This window comes from Pseudomonas sp. GZD-222 (assembly GCF_049310525.1).
Taxonomy (GTDB): Bacteria; Pseudomonadota; Gammaproteobacteria; order Pseudomonadales; family Pseudomonadaceae; genus Aquipseudomonas.
Genome location: NZ_JBMOWO010000073.1, coordinates 18,039 through 35,162 on the forward strand (window position 1 = coordinate 18,039; position 17,124 = coordinate 35,162).

At 62.1% G+C, this 17,124-nt stretch carries 14 protein-coding genes and 2 pseudogenes; 7 read left to right on the forward strand and 9 right to left on the reverse strand.

What is annotated here, in order from left to right; genetic code table 11:
• Nucleotides 1–19 precede the first annotated feature (19 nt).
• A complete protein-coding gene (locus tag ACO6VD_RS14025) occupies nt 20–2,167 on the forward strand; it encodes a type I secretion system permease/ATPase (RefSeq protein WP_422419857.1) in 2,148 nt (715 codons plus the stop codon).
• Nucleotides 2,168–2,178: 11 nt separating this feature from the next.
• Nucleotides 2,179–3,534 (forward strand): HlyD family type I secretion periplasmic adaptor subunit, encoded by a 1,356-nt coding sequence (locus tag ACO6VD_RS14030; protein ID WP_422419843.1) that lies wholly within the window; start codon nt 2,179–2,181, stop codon nt 3,532–3,534.
• Between the two features lie 65 nt (nt 3,535–3,599).
• On the opposite strand, the gene ACO6VD_RS14035 is transcribed toward ACO6VD_RS14030, so the two are convergent.
• From ACO6VD_RS14035 to ACO6VD_RS14050, 4 genes and pseudogenes are all read right to left on the reverse strand, one after another.
• Entirely contained in the window at nt 3,600–4,199 is a 600-nt protein-coding gene (locus tag ACO6VD_RS14035) for a tRNA-uridine aminocarboxypropyltransferase (RefSeq protein WP_422419845.1), read from the reverse strand.
• A gap of 78 nt (nt 4,200–4,277) precedes the next feature.
• Nucleotides 4,278–5,252, reverse strand: a pseudogene (locus ACO6VD_RS14040) (methyl-accepting chemotaxis protein); the annotation flags it as partial.
• A 279-nt stretch (nt 5,253–5,531) separates the two neighbouring features.
• Nucleotides 5,532–5,882, reverse strand: a pseudogene (locus ACO6VD_RS14045) (PAS domain-containing protein); the annotation flags it as partial.
• Nucleotides 5,883–5,978: 96 nt separating this feature from the next.
• Nucleotides 5,979–6,872, reverse strand: a complete 894-nt coding sequence (locus tag ACO6VD_RS14050; RefSeq protein ID WP_422419846.1) for a LysR family transcriptional regulator — start codon at nt 6,870–6,872, stop codon at nt 5,979–5,981.
• Between the two features lie 224 nt (nt 6,873–7,096).
• On the opposite strand from ACO6VD_RS14050, the gene speB reads away from it, so the two are divergent.
• Nucleotides 7,097–8,047, forward strand: coding sequence for an agmatinase (gene speB / locus ACO6VD_RS14055; RefSeq protein WP_400174145.1), 951 nt, complete (start codon nt 7,097–7,099; stop codon nt 8,045–8,047).
• A gap of 144 nt (nt 8,048–8,191) precedes the next feature.
• Nucleotides 8,192–9,571 carry a sodium:solute symporter gene (locus ACO6VD_RS14060; RefSeq protein ID WP_422419848.1) on the forward strand — a complete coding sequence of 460 codons (1,380 nt, stop codon included), beginning with the start codon at nt 8,192–8,194 and terminating at the stop codon, nt 9,569–9,571.
• A gap of 55 nt (nt 9,572–9,626) precedes the next feature.
• Here ACO6VD_RS14060 and ACO6VD_RS14065 read toward each other — a convergent pair whose 3' ends face one another.
• The gene (locus tag ACO6VD_RS14065; RefSeq protein ID WP_256205393.1) at nt 9,627–9,752 is read right to left on the reverse strand and encodes a PA1414 family protein; all 126 of its coding nucleotides are present in this window, start codon (nt 9,750–9,752) and stop codon (nt 9,627–9,629) included.
• Nucleotides 9,753–9,875: 123 nt separating this feature from the next.
• Nucleotides 9,876–10,769 carry a putrescine utilization regulator PtrR gene (gene ptrR, locus ACO6VD_RS14070; protein ID WP_422419849.1) on the reverse strand — a complete coding sequence of 298 codons (894 nt, stop codon included), beginning with the start codon at nt 10,767–10,769 and terminating at the stop codon, nt 9,876–9,878.
• Nucleotides 10,770–10,874: 105 nt separating this feature from the next.
• Between ptrR and ACO6VD_RS14075 the strand changes: the two genes are divergently transcribed.
• Nucleotides 10,875–12,056 carry an MFS transporter gene (locus ACO6VD_RS14075; protein ID WP_422419850.1) on the forward strand — a complete coding sequence of 394 codons (1,182 nt, stop codon included), beginning with the start codon at nt 10,875–10,877 and terminating at the stop codon, nt 12,054–12,056.
• Here ACO6VD_RS14075 and ACO6VD_RS14080 read toward each other — a convergent pair.
• A complete protein-coding gene (locus ACO6VD_RS14080) occupies nt 12,007–12,933 on the reverse strand; it encodes a DMT family transporter (RefSeq protein ID WP_422419852.1) in 927 nt (308 codons plus the stop codon). The genes ACO6VD_RS14075 and ACO6VD_RS14080 overlap by 50 nt on opposite strands.
• Nucleotides 12,934–13,103: 170 nt before the next feature.
• On the opposite strand from ACO6VD_RS14080, the gene ACO6VD_RS14085 reads away from it, so the two are divergent.
• Nucleotides 13,104–13,373 (forward strand): hypothetical protein, encoded by a 270-nt coding sequence (locus tag ACO6VD_RS14085; RefSeq protein ID WP_422419853.1) that lies wholly within the window; start codon nt 13,104–13,106, stop codon nt 13,371–13,373.
• Between the two features lie 77 nt (nt 13,374–13,450).
• On the opposite strand, the gene ACO6VD_RS14090 is transcribed toward ACO6VD_RS14085, so the two are convergent.
• A complete protein-coding gene (locus ACO6VD_RS14090) occupies nt 13,451–14,776 on the reverse strand; it encodes a DEAD/DEAH box helicase (RefSeq protein WP_422419854.1) in 1,326 nt (441 codons plus the stop codon).
• Nucleotides 14,777–14,917: 141 nt separating this feature from the next.
• On the opposite strand from ACO6VD_RS14090, the gene ACO6VD_RS14095 reads away from it, so the two are divergent.
• Nucleotides 14,918–16,219, forward strand: a complete 1,302-nt coding sequence (locus ACO6VD_RS14095; RefSeq protein WP_422419855.1) for a mechanosensitive ion channel family protein — start codon at nt 14,918–14,920, stop codon at nt 16,217–16,219.
• On the opposite strand, the gene ACO6VD_RS14100 is transcribed toward ACO6VD_RS14095, so the two are convergent.
• On the reverse strand, nt 16,160–17,038 hold the full coding sequence (locus tag ACO6VD_RS14100; RefSeq protein ID WP_422419856.1) for a carboxylate/amino acid/amine transporter: 879 nt from the start codon (nt 17,036–17,038) through the stop codon (nt 16,160–16,162). The genes ACO6VD_RS14095 and ACO6VD_RS14100 overlap by 60 nt on opposite strands.
• Nucleotides 17,039–17,124 lie beyond the last annotated feature (86 nt).

Sequence of the window (17,124 nt, forward strand, 5' to 3'; positions counted from 1 at the left end):
GTAGGCCATTGTGACCAGCATGCAAGCTGCGAGCTCGACGGTAGATCCGCGCCTGAGCTTCGATGATCCGCTACTCGATGGTCTACTGATCCTTTGCAAGCTGCACGGCTGCACGGTCAGTCGCGCCGGCCTCAGTGCCGGCCTGCCTTTGCCCCTGCAGCGCCTGAGCCTTGACCTGCTACCGCGGGCAGCCGCTCGCGCCGGATTGCAGGCGCGTGTGCTGCGCCGGGAATTGAGCGCGATTTCAGCGCTCAACTTGCCGGTGCTTTTGCTGCTCAAGGACCGGCGCTGCGCCGTGCTACGGCGCTGGGGAGATGACGGCAAGGCGCTGATCCTGCCCAGCGAGGCCGAAGGTGGTGAGCAGTGGGTCAGCCGCGAGGAATTGGCCGCTGCCTACAGCGGCGAGGCGCTGTTTGCCCGCCCCCGGCATGAGCTTGAAGACTTGCGTGCGCCGTTGATGCCAAGGGTCAATGCCTGGTTTCGCGACACCCTGAAGCTGTCGCGCTGGCTGTACAGCGATGCGGTCCTGGCCAGTTTGCTGATCAACCTGCTCGGCCTGATGGTGCCGCTGTTCGTCATGCAGACCTACGACCGGGTGGTGCCCAACCAGGCAATCTCAACTTTATGGGTACTGGTGGTCGGTCTGTTGATCGGCACCCTGTTCGAATTGATTCTGCGCGTAGTACGCGCCCATCTGCTGGATCAGGCCGGGAAAAAGACCGACCTGATTCTCTCGGCCACGCTATTCGAGCGCATCACCGGGATGTCGATGAAGGCCCGTCCGGCCACCGTCGGCGGCTTTGCACAAAGCATCCATGACTTCCAGGGCCTGCGCGAGTTTCTCACCGCCGTGACCCTGACCAGCGTCATCGACCTGCCGTTCGTGGTACTGATGCTGCTGGTGATCGGCTTGCTCGGGGGCTGGCTGGTGGTGATTCCGCTGATCGCCTTCCCAATCACGATTATGTTTGCCCTGTTCATTCAGGTTCGCTTGCGCGACACCGTGCAAAAAAGCCTGGCCCTGGGCGCGGTGCGCCAGGCTCTGCTAATCGAAACCCTGGGCGGCCTGGAAACCCTCAAAGCCTGCAGCGCCGAGAGTGAGCGCCAGTACCAGTGGGAAAGCACCCACGGCGCGCTGACCCGCCTCGACGCGCATGCCCGCAACCTGTCGGCCCTGGCCACCAACGGCACCTTGTTCATCCAGCAATTCTGCGGCATGGCCACCATTGTCGCCGGGGTCTACAGCATCATTGCCGGCAACCTCAGTGTCGGCGCCCTGGTCGCCAGCTACATGCTCGGCAGCCGGGTACTGGCACCGCTGGGCCAGATCGCCGGGCTGATTACCCGTTATCAACAGGCGCAACTGACCATGCGCAGCACCGATGCGCTGATGGCGTTGCCGCAGGAACGCCAGGCGGGCCAGCAACCGCTGGAACGCACACAGCTGCAAGGCGCGCTTGAGGTCAGCCATGTCAGTTTTCGTTATGCCGGACAGAACGCTGCGGCGCTCAATAGCGTGAGCTTCAGCGTCAAGCCCGGTGAGCGCATCGGCATCATCGGCCGCAGCGGCTCGGGCAAAAGCACCCTCGCCCGCCTGTTGATGGGTTTTTACGAGCCTGACGAAGGGCAGATCCTGCTCGACAATCTCGACCTGCGCCAACTCGACATCGCCGACTTGCGCCACCAGCTTGGCTATGTCGCCCATGACCTGCCGCTGCTGGCGGGCAGCCTGCGCGACAACCTCACCCTCGGTGCGCGCTATGTCAGCGATGCACGCATGCTCGAGGTGGCCGAATTGACCGGCGTCAGCGAGTTGGCACGCCAGCATCCGCAAGGCTTTGACCGGCCGGTGGGCGAGCGCGGCCAGCTACTGTCCGGGGGGCAACGCCAGTCTGTGCTGCTGGCCCGGGCAATGTTGCTGGAGCCACCGATCATGATCCTCGACGAACCCACCAGCCACATGGATAACGCCAGCGAAGACCAGTTGCGCCAACGCCTGCATGGCTGGGTCGAGGGCAAGACGCTGCTGCTGGTGACCCACCGTACCTCCATGCTCAGCCTGGTCGACCGTCTGCTGGTGCTGGACAACGGCAAGGTCGTGGCTGACGGGCCGAAAGAAGCGGTTATCGATGCGCTGCGCAAAGGCCGGGTTGGTTCGGCCATCTAGGGGGTCCAGTCATGTCCATCAGCCAAGGCTTGCGCAGTTATTTCCAGAGCTTCGGCAAGACCGCCGAACGCGACTACATGCCAGACGTGGCCGGCGCCACGTTACAGGACTCACCGCGCCTGTCGCGCGTCACCGTATGGCTGACGGCCGCCTTGTTGCTGGTGGCCCTGCTGTGGGCCGGGTTCGCGGTGCTCGACGAAGTCACCATGGGTGAAGGCAAGGCGATTCCATCGAGCAAGATCCAGGTGATCCAGAACCTTGAAGGTGGCATCGTCACCGAGATTTTTGTCCGTGAAGGGCAGATGGTGAACAAGGGCGACACCTTGCTGCGCCTGGACGATACCCGCTTCCAGTCCAACAAAGGCGAGAGTGAAGCCGATCGCTATGCCCTCACCGCCCAGGTCGAGCGCCTGTCGGCCGAAGCCGAAGGTCGCTCGTTCCAGGTCTCTGCAGAAGTACGCGACAAGGCGCCGCAAGTGGCTGAAGACGAGCTGTCGCTGTATCAGTCGCGGCAACGGCGCCTGACCAGCGAGAAGCAGACCCTCAGCGAACAGCTGCGGCAGAAGACCCAGGAGCTGGCCGAATTTCGTTCCAAGGCCGAGCAGTACCGCTCGGCGCTGGCGCTGCTGCAACAGGAACTGAACATGTCGACGCCGCTGGTGGGCACCGGGGCGATTTCACCGGTGGAGATCTTGCGCCTCAAGCGCAGCACCGTGGAGGCCCGAGGCTCGCTGAATGCCACCACTCTGGCGATTCCCCGGGCCGAGGCGGCGGTGGCGGAAATCAAGAGCAAGATCGAAGAATCGGAAGCCGGCTTCCGTTCGGAGGCAGCCAAGGAACTCAACGAAAAACGCACCGACCTGTCGAAGATCACCGCTTCGAGCATTGCCATCGATGACCGGGTCTCGCGGACCACAGTGGTCTCGCCGGTGCACGGCATCATCAAGCTGCTCAAGGTCAACACCATTGGTGGCGTGGTTCAGCCGGGCAGCGACCTGCTGGAGATCGTGCCACTGGAAGACAACCTGCTGATCGAAGCCAAAGTGCGTCCTCAGGACGTGGCCTTCCTGCACCCGGGGCAGGCGGCAATGGTCAAGTTCAGCGCCTACGACTACACCATTTATGGGGGGCTGAAGGCCAAGCTGGAGTTGATCAGCGCCGACACGGTGACCGACGACAAGGGCAATTCCTTCTACCTGATCCAGGTGCGTACCGACAAAAATCACCTCGGCGGCGACAACAAGCCCCTGCTGATCATCCCCGGCATGACCGCCACCGTGGACATCATCACCGGGCACAAAAGCGTGCTGGATTACCTGCTCAAACCGGTGCTCAAGGCACGGACTGAAGCCATGCGTGAACGTTGATTATCGCGGGGGAAACCCACCCCCCCCAAAGGGGGGGCCGTGGGGGGAGGGGTTTCCCCCCATATTCAACGCAAATGATTACGCTCGTAGGTCTCGCGCCCCATCGCCTCGATCTGCCCTTCGATCAAGGATTCGAACGGCTTGAGCAGCGCATCGAAAGACCGCGGTGCCTCCAGCACATTCAACGCTTGCACCACTGCCTCCAGGGTCGATAGCGCGCCTTCGGCCGGTGCCTTGCGCAAGCGGTAGCGTGAAGGCTGCAATTGTCCCAGGGTCACCCTCGGCAACGCGGCCAGCAGCGGATTCAGGTGCAGCAGTTTGCTTGCCTTGCGCCAGGTACCATCGGGTACCACCAGCAGCCATGGGCGCTCATCAGCGTCGTCGCTATAGGCACCCAGCGCCTGCGCGCCGTCTCCCGGAAACAGTAGTGCACTACGATAGCCGGGTACCTCGAGCAGCTCGGCGAGGTCCTCGAACACCTCGCCCACCCGCAACTCGGCATTACGCAGCCCCAACGCCGCCAGCTTCGCGGTGTTCAGGGCATGGCGCACTTCACTGGGATGCTGCAACACCAGCACCCGGGTGCGGCTGTCGAGGGAGGGTATCAACGGGCAAAGGCAATGGGCTTGTGGGCGCAGACAGCGCTCGCACTGAATTCTGGACATCGGGTTCTCCTGGGCCGACAAAGTGTGCCACAGCAGTCCCGAAAAAAGCCCACTTCCCTGTGGGATAAGCGCACGATGTCAACGGTTGAAGCGTTCGGCCAGGCTGTACAGGTAGTCAGCCATGCGTTCCAGGTCCTGGCTGATCTCGGCACCCTGCTTGGCCTGCCCGGCACTGTGATCGCAGAGCTGGGCAATGCGGGTGATCTGCTGATTGATGTCTTCAGCAACATGGCTCTGTTGCTCGGACGCAGTGGCCATCTGCTGACTCATGCCGGTGATGCGGCTCACCGCCTGGCTGATCCCCACCAGCGCCGACTGCACCGCTTCGACCCGCTGGACGCTTTCTCTGGAAATCTGCTCGCCCTTGCTGGCGCTCGACACTGCCCGCTGAGCGCCGTCACGCAGCGACGCAATGATCTGGTGGATCTCCTCGGTGGACGAGCGGGTACGCTGGGCCAGGGAGCGCACTTCATCAGCCACCACCGCAAACCCACGCCCCTGCTCACCGGCGCGCGCGGCTTCGATCGCGGCGTTGAGGGCAAGCAGGTTGGTCTGCTCGGCAATCGAGGTGATCACATCCACCACGCTGCCGATTGACTGGGTCTGGTCGGCCAGGGCGTTGACCGCCTGACCGATGTCATTCACCGCCTCGCTCATGCTGCCCATGGCCCGCAGGCTTTGCTGGGCCAGGTCGCTGCCCTGCTGGGTCAGTTGATCGGCATCGGCAGCGGCGGTCGCTGTGGTTTGCACGTTGTGGGTGACTTCCTGGATCGTCGCGGCCATCTGCGCAATGGCCGTTGCCGATTGATCCGTTTCACTGCGCTGGCGATCGAGCATCTGCGCCTGGGCGCCCGACAGATCCGAGGATTGTGCCGCCCGCGTCTTGACCCCGACGCCTGCATCTACCAAGCGCGTAAGGGCCGTCTGCAAGCGCGCTTCCTCGCTGAGAATGGCCATGTCCAGCTGCCCCTGCAGGCCTTTGTTGTCACTGTAGGTCAGCGCCACGATCGGACTGGTAAAGGCTTTCGGGTGCTCTGCCAGGGTGCGTTTGATCACCCGGTTCTGACGCGACTCGATCAAGTACCAGGCGCTAAGCAGGCTGGTCATCAGCACACCAAGCGCTGCATATTGCGCTAACCACAGATACCCTGCCGCCGACAGCAGACCGGCGCCAAGCAATGGCCACCCATGCTCGACCCACTCCCCCACGCGCGCCGCCCAGGACACCGCCGCGCGCCCTTGCCGCAAGCGCGCATACAAGGCTGTGGCACGACGGATCTGCTCGCGACTCGGCACAGAGCGTACCGATTCATAGCCGCTGATCCGGCCGTTCTCGTAGATCGCCGTCACATAAGCGCTGACCCAGTAGAAATCACCATTCTTGGCGCGGTTTTTCACCACGCCCATCCACGGTTTGCCCTGCTTGATGGTTTCCCACATATGCGCGAACACCGCCGGCGGCATGTCCGGGTGACGCACCAGGTTATGCGTCTGGCCGAGCAATTCATCATAGGTAAAGCCGCTGATGGCGACGAAGGCATCGTTGCAGTAGGTGATACGGCTGTTGAGATCGGTGGTGGAGATCAGGCGTTGTTCGTTGGGAAAGGTTCTTTGCTGCTCAGTGACGGGCAAATTCATCCGCATAGGTGCGATACCTGCCGAAGGAAGATGGGGAAATTTCATCAACGCAGTACAGGTTTAGCAGAGCTTTTATCGGGAAGTAGCCAGGAAATTGAGGAAATTTCCGGTGCTAACTGAATTTTTCAGAGGTCATTTCGGTCAGGTCGGGGTGAGTTGCGCTTTAAGCAGATCGCGGAAGGTCTGAATCAGAGGCTCGCGACTGCGTCCGCGGCGAATGATCATCGAAAATGGCGCCTGATAACCGAAGGTCGCCGGCGACAACACGCGCAAATCACCCTTGTCAGCCCAGGCCTGGGCATAGTGTTCCGGCAGGTAGCCGATGTAGGCCCCGGACAACACCAGAATCAGCTGCGCCTCCATGCTTTCCACAGTCGCGGCGCTGTGCTTGAAGCCGTGTCGGGCCAGCTCCGCCTGGCTCCAGTAGCCGCGTCCGACCATGCGTTGCTGGGTGATGACCTGCTCGGGAATGCGCCGTTCGTGAAACAGCGGATGGCGATTGCTGCAGTACAACCAGTGTTGCTCACGGTACAAGGGTTGATAAACCAACCCGCTCATGCGCGTGGAGAACGCGCCGATGGCCAGGTCCAGGCGATTGTCCTGGACGCCTAGCTGCAGCTCGTAGGGGCTGGACACCGACAGGTGCAGGTGCACGGCCGGGTGTTCCTGGCTGTAAGCGCCGATGGCTTCGGCGAGCGGCAAGGCGCGATCGCCGACGGTCGAGTCGATCACCCCAAGGTTCAAGGTACCGCGCAACTCGCCCTTGAGCGCAGCGGCGTACTGCTCGAAGCCGTCCATTTCGGCCAGCAGGCGCAGGGTTTCCTGATGAAACAGCTCGCCCTTGCTGGTCAGGCTGAAGCCCCCTCGCCCGCGATGGCACAGGACAATGCCCAAGGCCGCTTCGAGCTGGCTCATGTAAGTGCTGATGGCCGAGGTGGAAAGGTTGAGCTCACGCTGGGCATTGGCGAACCCCTGATGGCGCACGACGCTGACGAAAATGCGCAGGAGTTTCAGGTCAGGCAGTGCAGAAGCCATGGTTTATTGGGTCCGGGAAAACGCTGAATGGCCAAAGTCTAACCAGATCCCGGTGATTAGTTTAGAAAAACCTGAACTAAGTATTTGCCTGTAGCGATTCTTTTTGCCCACTACCTTTTGCAGACTCTGCCGCAATGCACCTGCTTGCAAGCTTTCCAGGGTTATTAGCCGACCCGCAAGACAGGTTCCAACAACTAAAACAATCGAATCGATGAGGCCCGACCGTGGACAAGATTCTGCACCAACCACTGGGCGGCAACGAAATGCCGCGTTTCGGCGGCATCGCCACCATGCTCCGTCTCCCTCACCTGCAAAGCGCCGAAGGCCTTGATGCCGCGTTCATCGGCATTCCCCTGGACATCGGTACTTCGCTACGCTCCGGCACCCGTTTCGGCCCTCGGCAGATCCGCGCCGAGTCGGTGATGATCCGCCCGTACAACATGGCCACTGGCGCTGCCCCCTTCGATTCGATGTCGGTCGCCGATATCGGCGACGTCGCGATCAACACCTTCAACCTGCTTGACGCCGTGCGCATCATCGAAGAAGCCTACGACGAAATCCTCGAGCACAATGTCATCCCCATGACCATGGGTGGCGACCACACCATCACCCTGCCGATCCTGCGGGCGATCCACAAGAAGCATGGCAAGGTAGGCCTGGTGCACATCGATGCCCACGCTGACGTCAACGATCACATGTTCGGCGAGAAAATCGCCCACGGCACCACCTTCCGCCGCGCCGTGGAAGAAGGTCTGCTGGACTGCGACCGTGTGGTTCAGATTGGCTTGCGCGCCCAGGGCTACACCGCTGAAGACTTCAACTGGAGCCGCAAGCAGGGCTTCCGTGTGGTCCAGGCCGAAGAGTGCTGGCACAAATCCCTGGCACCGCTGATGGCCGAAGTCCGCGAGAAAGTCGGCGGCGGTCCGGTGTACCTGAGCTTCGACATCGACGGTATCGACCCAGCCTGGGCGCCAGGCACCGGCACCCCGGAAATCGGTGGCCTGACCACCATCCAGGCCATGGAAATCATCCGTGGCTGCCAGGGTCTGGACTTGATTGGCTGCGACCTGGTGGAAGTCTCGCCACCTTACGACACCACCGGCAACACCTCGTTGCTCGGTGCCAACCTGCTGTACGAAATGCTCTGTGTCTTGCCGGGCGTTGCTCGCCGCTGACCGACAGGCACCAGGAGCTACAACGAGGCAGGAGCCATGATCGCCGGGGCGCGCACGCGTCCTGAGCAGTAGACGAATGACCGGCGCCGGGCTTGCCTGGCGCCAGGATCGATCTCACCATAATAAAGATAATCGGAGACACCCATGGCCTTAGACTTATTCGTTGTCTTGATCTATGCGGCCGGCATGCTCGGGCTGGGCTGGTACGGCATGCGCAAGGCGAAAACCCATGAAGACTACCTGGTAGCCGGGCGCAACCTGGGCCCAAGCCTGTACATGGGCACCATGGCCGCCACCGTGCTCGGCGGCGCATCGACTGTAGGTACGGTGAAACTCGGCTACGTTCACGGTATCTCGGGCTTCTGGCTGTGTGCGGCCCTGGGTCTGGGTATCATCGCCCTGAACCTGTTCCTGGCCAAACCGCTGCTGCGCCTGAAAATCTTCACCGTGACCCAGGTCCTGGAGCAACGCTACAACCCCATGGCCCGTCAGGCCAGTGCGGTAATCATGCTCGCCTATGCGCTGATGATTGCTGTGACCTCGACCCTGGCAATGGGTACCGTGCTGCAAGTGCTGTTCGACATGCCGTTCTGGGCCGCGATTCTGCTCGGCGGCGGTGTCGTCGTGGTGTACTCCACCGTTGGCGGCATGTGGTCGCTGACTCTGACCGACATCGTCCAGTTCGTGATCAAGACTGTTGGCCTGATGTTTGTCCTGCTGCCAATCTGCCTGTACCGCGTAGGCGGTTGGGATGAGCTGGTCGCCAAGCTGCCAAGTGCCAGCTTCAGTCTGACCACCATCGGCTGGGACACCATCATCACCTACTTCCTGATCTACTTCTTCGGCATTCTCATCGGTCAGGATATCTGGCAGCGGGTGTTCACCGCCCGCGACGAGAAGGTCGCCAAGCGCGCCGGTACCGTTGCCGGTGTCTATTGCGTGATCTACGGTCTGGTCTGTGCAGTGATCGGTATGGCGGCCCATGTGCTGCTGCCTGACCTGGGCAACGCCAACAATGCCTTCGCTGCCATCGTTAAATCCGCACTGCCTGACGGCATCCGCGGCCTGGTGATTGCAGCGGCGCTGGCGGCGATGATGTCCACGGCCAGTGCTGGCCTGCTGGCCGCCTCGACCGTACTGACCGAAGACCTGCTGCCCAAGCTGCGCGGCGGCAAGCAGTCGAGCCTGGGCATCAACCGCCTGTTCACCTTCCTCACCGGTATTGCCGTGCTGGCTATCGCCCTGGTGGTCGAAGACGTGATCAGCGCACTGACCCTGGCCTACAACCTGTTGGTCGGCGGCATGCTGGTACCACTGATCGGGGCGATCTACTGGAAACGGGCGACCACTGCCGGTGCAATCACCAGCATGACCCTGGGCTTTGTCACTGCCCTGGTATTCATGATCAAAGACGGGATGGATGCCAACACGCCAATCTACTACAGCCTGGCGATCGCACTGGTCAGCTTTGTTGTGGTGAGTGTGATGTCGCGCCGTCCGGCGGGTGCGGTAAACCTGGCCTGACTCAGGCCAACGGTGGCCGTCGCATCAACCTGATGCGGCGGCCCAGGCCAGGCGCCTAGCGACGAGGCTGGCGCTTGCGCTGCTCCTCATCAGTAGGGATTGGCACGGGCTGCAACGGCGGTGGTATCAAGCCCAGAGCCGCAGCCAGGTCATGAAGCCAGTTGAACAGATTATTTCTCATAACTCCCCCTTACGGGTCAGCCTGCACGGCGTTTCAATCCTGCGATGCTTCATACAGATCATAGTCCTATGTCCTACATTGCGCATGCTCTAGGACTACAAGTTGGGTCGAGTTTGATCTTAATCAAGCCCTGACCGCCACTTCCGCCGCCCCGGCAACTGTTTCCCCTTGTTGCAGATCGATCCAGGCACTCAGATTTGCGCCGCGCATGCCCTTGCGCCACATCAGCCAGGTCGTCGCCAGATCGAACGGTGACTGTAAGCGGTGTGCCGCCACCCGCTCGCGTCCGGGCAAGCTGTCGAGCATCGATTGGGCCATCAGCGCCACCCCTGCCCCGGCAATCACACAGGCCAGCATGCTCGGATACGACTCGATCTCCATGACCCGCCCCATTGCTGCACGGTCATGCGCATACCAGGCCTCCAGACGCATGCGATAAGCACATCCCAAGCGAAAGGTGAACACCGCACGCCCAGCCACATCCCGGGCGCTGTGCACCGGGGGATGATCGGGCTCGGTAATCAACACCAGGGTTTCATCACACAGCGGCACCCCGTCCAGTCCGGCCAATGCCAATGGGCCATCCACCAGGGCAGCGTCGAGGCGACCGCTGAGCAGGCCTTCAAGCAGTTCGCCACTAGGCGCCGCCTGCACCTGCAGGTTCACTGCCGGATAGGTCTTGTGATAGCGCGCCAGCAGCGCCGGCAGGTGGATCGCCGCCGTGCTGTACATGGTTCCCAGAGCAAAGTCTCCGGCCGGTTGCCCGCCTTGCACGGCGGCCACTGCCTCATCACGCAGCGCCAGCATGCGCCCGGCGTAATCGAGCAAGACCTTGCCCGCCGGCGACAATTGCAAGCGCTGGCGCTCACGGCGAAACAGTTCCACACCCAACTGCTCCTCAAGCTGGCGCAGGCGCGTGGACAGGTTCGAGGGCACCCGGTGCATACGTTCAGCCGCACGGGTAATCGAGCCTTCCTCGGCAACCGCCTGAAAAATGCGCAATTGGCTGAGCTCCACGAGATATTCTCCAGAACAGAACAAGTTCCTCATAATTATTCAATTTTGCTGAAAGTCAATCCTCCGTAGCCTGACGGTCATCGCTCCCGCCTGAGGAACCTGAGCATGTCACCGTTCATTCGCCTGCTCGCCTGCGCCGTGGCCCTGATGATGGCCATGGGTATCGGCCGCTTTGCCCTCACCCCGCAGTTGCCGCACCTGATCGGCGAAGGCCAGATCAGCCTGACCGCCGCCGGCCTGATCGCCGCCGCCAACTACCTGGGTTACCTGCTCGGCGCGCTGGACGCCATGCTCGCCCGCCGTCCAGGCCAGGTCAGCGCCCGGCTGCAGGGCGGCTTGTGGCTGTGTGTAGTGCTCACCCTGGCCTCGGTCTGGGCCAATGGCTTCTGGAGTCACCTGCTGTTGCGGTTCGGTACCGGCGTGGCCAGCGCCTGGGTGCTGGTCATGGTCACCAGCCTCAGTCAGCAAGTGGCGGCGGCGAGCAACCAGCCAAAGGCAGGTGCCCTGGTGTTTGCCGGGCCTGGCGTGGGCATCATGCTGACGGGTCTGCTGGCACTGTTCGCTAACCTTTACGGCCTGGGCTCCGCCTCACTGTGGATGATCTATGCCGGCACCGCGCTACTCATGCTGCTGGCGGTGCTGCCCTTTCTGCCGCGCCCGCAAGCCTCCACCCCTGCCGCGACTTCGTTGGCACCCCCGCCGCCGACTCGGGGGATCGCCCGCCTGGGCCTGATCTATGCGTTGTACGGCATCGGCTACATCATCCCGGCCACATTCATGTCGCAGATGGCCAACGCACGCTTCCACGGGCACTGGCTGGCAGACCTGTTCTGGCCGGGATTTGGCCTGGCCGCAGCACTGGGGGTAGTCGTTGCCAGCTATCGCCGCCCGCACTGGGGCAGTACTGCTCGCTGGTTGATGGCGACCTTGTGGTTACAAGCCGCCGGCGTGTTCGCCTGTTTGCTGGGCAACGGCCCGGGCCTGGCGCTGGGGGTGTTGTTGTGCGGCACACCGTTCCTGGCCTGCATGCAGCTGATGATGCAGCGCCTGCGCGAACTGTCGCCCCACGGCTATCAGCGCAACACCGGCTTGCTGACCGCCTGCTTTGCCGTTGGCCAGCTCAGCGGCCCGCTGCTGGCAGCGCTGAGCAATCACTTCGCCGCCAGTTTACAACCGGCGCTGATCATCGCCGGCAGCGGCCTGCTAGTGGCCGGAACGCTACTCTGGCGCCCGCAGGTTAACCCAGCAGGCTGCGCAAACGTCGGCGCACCCACTGCTCAGCGCTGACCAGCGTCACGCCGAGCAGGACCATTACGGCGCCGAGGACGAAATTCAGGCTCAGCGGTTCACCCAGCAGCAACACACCAAACGTCACCCCGAACAATGGGGTGATGAAGGAAAACACCGCCAGGTTCGACGCCAGGTAACGGCGCAGCAACCAGAACCACGTCAGGTAGCTGAAGAACGACACGATCAGCCCCTGGAACAGCAGGCTGCCAATAGACAGGGGGGTGAAGTGAACCTGAGTCACCTGGCCACTGAGTGCGGCGATGCACAACAAGCCGACAAAACCGACCGCCAGCTGATAGAACAACGTCAGGGTCGCCGGTGCCTCCGACAGCCGGGAAGCGCGCACCACCACCGTGGTTGCGCCCCAGGCCAGGCCCGCCAGGACACCGAAGGCATCGCCCAGCAGCATGCGCCCGTCCATCTCGGACAGCGACACGCCACCGGCAAACGCGTAGGCAATACCGGCAAACGCCAGCACGATACCCAACCATTGCAGGGGTCGCAGGCGTTCGCTTGGCAGCAGCCAGTGCAGGCCCAGCGCGGTGAATACCGGAGCCGTATAGAGGAACACCGACATGTGCGCCGCCGAGGTCAGCTTCAAGCCTTCGGCGATGAACAAAAACTCCACGCCAAACAGCGCGCCGGCCAGCAAGCCACCCCGCCAGGTGTGCGCCACCTGATCCCAACCGCCGCGAAAGCAGATCAACAGGCCGACCAGCACCGCCGCCATGCCCGAGCGCAAGGCCTGCTGCATCACCGGGGCAATGTCCGGCGCGGCCATCTTGATCATCACTTGCTGAATGCCCCAGATCAGGCACAGCACCAGCATCACTTGCAGGGCAAAGGCATCGGTATTGCGGCGGGAGGCGCTCATTGCGGGCACCCGCTATCGGCTAACGGCATGGCAAAGTCTCGGCAGCTGTGGATCCAACGCTGATTATCAGCGGCTGCAGGCGTTGATTGCCAGCCTTGTGTTGCGCTTCGACTGAACTTTGCCCGCTGCTTGCCGCTCAACCGCAAGACCAAGCCAAGGGAGTCCTGCCGATGAAAACCCTGTTGAACATTGCTGCTGCCGCCAGCTTGCTGCTGGCCCTGCCCAGTTGGGCATGCACACTTGAGGAAGCCACGGAAAAACGCGAGGAACTGGCCAAGGAAGTCACGCGCCTGACGGAGCAGAATCCGCAGAAGGCCAAGGAGATCAACGACGAGTTGAAAGGGATGAAGCTTGAGAGTGCCAGCAAGGACCTGCCGGACAAGTGCCAACTGATCGACAAGCGGTTGCAGGAGTTGAAGTCGGCTGAGAAAAAGGTGTGAGCTTTCGCGGGGCAAGCCCACTCCCACAAGTAGACATTCAGCCCCGTGGGAGCGGGCTTGCCCCGCGATAAATGGCTTTACTCTGCAGCAGGGGCCGGCTTGCGACGCTTGAGCGGCGCCAGACCATCAGCACTGGCCAGCGGTGCATTAGGCTTCGGCTTGGCGGTCGGCTTGCGCTTGGCTACAACCTTCTTGTCGCCCTTCTTGTCAGTCTTTTTCTTCTTCACGCCAGCGGCTTTGCCCGAGGCCTTGACCTTCTTCGGCCCGCTGTAGGTGCCTTTGACTTCCTTGATGACACGGCGCTCGAAGGTCTGCTTCAGGTAGCGCTCGATGCTCGACATCAGGTTCCAGTCGCCATGGCAGATCAGCGACACGGCCAGACCTTCGTTACCCGCGCGACCGGTACGGCCGATACGGTGAACGTATTCGTCGCCGCTGCGCGGCATGTCGAAGTTGATCACCAGGTCCAGGCCGTCAACGTCCAGGCCACGGGCGGCAACATCGGTTGCCACCAGCACCTTGGCACCGCCCTGCTTCAGGCGCTCGATGGCCAGCTTGCGGTCTTTCTGGTCCTTGTCACCGTGCAGGACGAAAGCTTTGATGTCCTTGGCCACCAGGTGACCGTAGATACGGTCGGCCATGACCCGGGTGTTGGTGAAAATGATGGCCTTCTGGTACGTCTCGTTGGCCAGCAGCCACTGGACGATCTGCTCTTTATGCTGGTTATGGTCGGCGGTGATGATCTGCTGACGGGTACCGTCGTTGAGCTGGCTGACGGTGTTGAGCATCAGGTGCTCAGGGTCCTTGAGGACTTTACCGATCATGTCGCGCAGGCCGGCACCGCCGGTGGTGGCGGAGAACAGCAGGGTCTGTTCGCGGTTCGGGCACTCGCCACACAGGCGCTCGACGTCTTCGGAGAAGCCCATGTCGAGCATACGGTCGGCTTCGTCGAGAACGACTACCTGCACGTGCTCAAGCTTGAGGTTGCCGGCATTCAGTTGCTCGAGCATGCGGCCCGGGGTACCGACGAGGATATCCGGCACCTTGCGCAGCATGGCGGCCTGTTCCTTGAAGTCTTCACCGCCGGTGATCATGCCGGCCTTGATGAAGGTGAACTGCGCGAAACGCTCGATTTCCTTGAGGGTCTGCTGGGCCAGCTCGCGGGTTGGCAGCAACACCAGGGCACGGATCTCGACGCGCTTCTGCTTGAGGTCGACCAGGCGGTTGAGCACCGGCAACACGAATGCTGCAGTCTTGCCACTACCGGTTTTCGCCGTCACCCGCAGGTCACGTCCCTGCAAAGCCATGGGAATGGCGGCCGCCTGCACCGGAGTCGGCTCTACGAAGTTCAGTGCAGCAACGGCTTTGAGCAGGCGTTCGTGCAGGGCGAATTGGGAAAACACGGGTGTACCTCGGGCATGTGCAGAAATTCAGCCGTATAGGGTAACGTTTTCCAGCGCCTACGCCGAATTTCTTTTGGCATTGATGCACCTTTCCGGGCTCTAATACCCCCTCATTTTCACTTCGGACACGTCAACTACCGCATGGCTATTGAACAGTTCTGGCAAAACGCCCTCGATCTCTGGGGCACTCTCGATCAACATCCCGTGCTGCACGCAGGTCTTGGACTGAGCATTTTGCTGGTCATCGCCCTGGTGCTCGGCCGGGTGGCACGCTTCCTGATCATTCACGCGATCAAGCTGCTGGGCCGACAGCCGGCACTGCACTGGGTCAATGACCTGCTGCAAAACAAGGTGTTCCATCGCCTGGCGCAGATGACGCCGTCGCTGGTGGTGCAGTTCGGCCTGAAACTGGTACCCGAGCTCAATGCTCCGGCCCAGCATTTCCTCGGCAACGTTGCACTGGCGTTTACCATCCTGTTCCTGATGCTGTCCATCAGTGCCCTGCTCGATGCCCTGCTGGACATCTACGCACGCACCGAACACGCCCGCACGCGCTCGATCAAGGGCTACGTGCAGTTGGCGAAGATGGTGCTCTATGTCTTTGGCGCAATCATCATCGTCGCCACCCTGATCGACCGTTCACCGCTGTTGCTGCTGTCGGGCCTGGGTGCCATGTCGGCGGTCATCCTGTTGGTGTACAAGGACACCTTGCTGTCGTTCGTGGCCAGCGTCCAGCTGACCAGCAACGACATGCTGCGGGTCGGCGACTGGATCGAGATGCCCCAGGTCGGTGCTGACGGCGATGTGGTGGACATCACCCTGCACACGGTCAAGGTGCAGAACTTCGACAAGACCATCGTCTCCATCCCGACCTGGCGCCTGATGTCCGAGTCGTTCAAGAACTGGCGCGGCATGCAGCAGTCAGGTGGACGGCGGATCAAACGCAGCCTGTTCATCGACGCCGGTGGCGTGCGTTTCCTGCGCTCCGATGAAGAACAGCGCCTGAGCGAAGTGCGTCTGCTGACCGACTACATCGCCCGCAAGCGCAGTGAGCTCCGGGCCTGGAACGAGGCCCAGGGCAATGTCGCCGAACTGTCCGCCAACCGTCGGCGCATGACCAACATCGGCACTTTCCGTGCCTATGCCCTGGCCTACCTGAAGAGCCACCCGGAAATCCAGCCGAACATGACCTGCATGGTCCGCCAGATGCAGACCACCGCCCAGGGCGTGCCGCTGGAAATCTACTGCTTCACGCGTACCACCGCCTGGGCCGACTACGAGCGCATCCAGGGCGACATCTTCGACTACTTGCTGGCGGTGATGCCCGAGTTCGGCCTGAGTCTGTACCAGCAGCCCAGCGGCAACGACCTGCGCGCCGGCCTGCTACCGGCGAACCTGCCCAACCAGCAGCGGACGCTGACTGCCGAGACGACCGAGCCATAGCGAAGCGAGAATCACCGCCCCGCCGATGAACAACCTGCCCAGGGGCTCGTGCTGATTCCAGATCAGCAAATTGAGCAGCAGCCCCACCGGCACGTGCAGGTTGTTCATCACCGCCAGGGTCGCGCCGGACACCAGGCACGCGCCCTTGTTCCACCAGTACAACCCCAGCGCCGTCGGACACAGTCCGAGGAACAGCAGCACCAGCCATTGCACATCGGTGCTGGGCAGGTGCTGGCTGTTGCCGAACGCCAGGAACGCTGGCAGCACCACCAGCAAGGCCCCCAGGTAGAAGTAGCCAAAGCGCCGGTAATGCGGCAGGTCGCTGGGGTTGCGCGCGATCAGGTGACGGTACAGCACCTGGCCGGCGGCATAGGTGAAGTTGGCCAGCTGCAGCAGCAGGAAGCCGATGAAAAAGTCCGGGCTGATGCTGTCGAAGCGGATCACCGCCGCGCCCGCCACCGCCACCAGGGCAGCCACCAGGGCCCAGGGATTGAAGCGCCGGTTCAGGGCATCCTCGATCAGGGTCACATGCAGGGGCGTGAGGATGGTGAACAGCAGCACTTCCGGCACGGTCAGCACCCTGAAGCTCAGGTACAGGCAGACATAGGTGATGCCGTACTGCAGCGCGCCGATCAGCAACATCGAGCGCATGAACCGCGGCTCGACCTGGCGCCAGCGGGTCAGGGGTAAAAACACCAGGCCGGCCAGCACTACCCGCGCCAGCACGGCAAAGTAGCTGTCGACGTGCCCTGCCAGGTACTCACCAATCAGGCTGAAGGAAAACGCCTGGATCAGTGCGACGATCAATAAATAGCCCATGCTTGCCCCTTGCTGTGAGGCGGCGACCTTAGCTGTTCACCGATCGCGGGGGGGGCGACGTCGCCACCAGCCATCGCAGGGAGGGG

Excerpts from the sequence above, each read along its gene's own strand:
- ACO6VD_RS14060 (WP_422419848.1), top strand. The coding sequence starts at position 8,192 with ATGGCCTTAGACTTATTCGTTGTCTTGATCTATGCGGCCGGCATGCTC.
- ACO6VD_RS14095 (WP_422419855.1), top strand. The coding sequence starts at position 14,918 with ATGGCTATTGAACAGTTCTGGCAAAACGCCCTCGATCTCTGGGGCACT.
- ACO6VD_RS14080 (WP_422419852.1), bottom strand. The coding sequence starts at position 12,933 with ATGAGCGCCTCCCGCCGCAATACCGATGCCTTTGCCCTGCAAGTGATG.
- ACO6VD_RS14065 (WP_256205393.1), bottom strand. The coding sequence starts at position 9,752 with ATGAGAAATAATCTGTTCAACTGGCTTCATGACCTGGCTGCGGCTCTG.
- ACO6VD_RS14100 (WP_422419856.1), bottom strand. The coding sequence starts at position 17,038 with ATGGGCTATTTATTGATCGTCGCACTGATCCAGGCGTTTTCCTTCAGC.
- ACO6VD_RS14030 (WP_422419843.1), top strand. The coding sequence starts at position 2,179 with ATGTCCATCAGCCAAGGCTTGCGCAGTTATTTCCAGAGCTTCGGCAAG.
- ACO6VD_RS14085 (WP_422419853.1), top strand. The coding sequence starts at position 13,104 with ATGAAAACCCTGTTGAACATTGCTGCTGCCGCCAGCTTGCTGCTGGCC.
- ACO6VD_RS14050 (WP_422419846.1), bottom strand. The coding sequence starts at position 6,872 with ATGGCTTCTGCACTGCCTGACCTGAAACTCCTGCGCATTTTCGTCAGC.
- ACO6VD_RS14035 (WP_422419845.1), bottom strand. The coding sequence starts at position 4,199 with ATGTCCAGAATTCAGTGCGAGCGCTGTCTGCGCCCACAAGCCCATTGC.
- ACO6VD_RS14075 (WP_422419850.1), top strand. The coding sequence starts at position 10,875 with ATGTCACCGTTCATTCGCCTGCTCGCCTGCGCCGTGGCCCTGATGATG.
- ACO6VD_RS14025 (WP_422419857.1), top strand. The coding sequence starts at position 20 with ATGCAAGCTGCGAGCTCGACGGTAGATCCGCGCCTGAGCTTCGATGAT.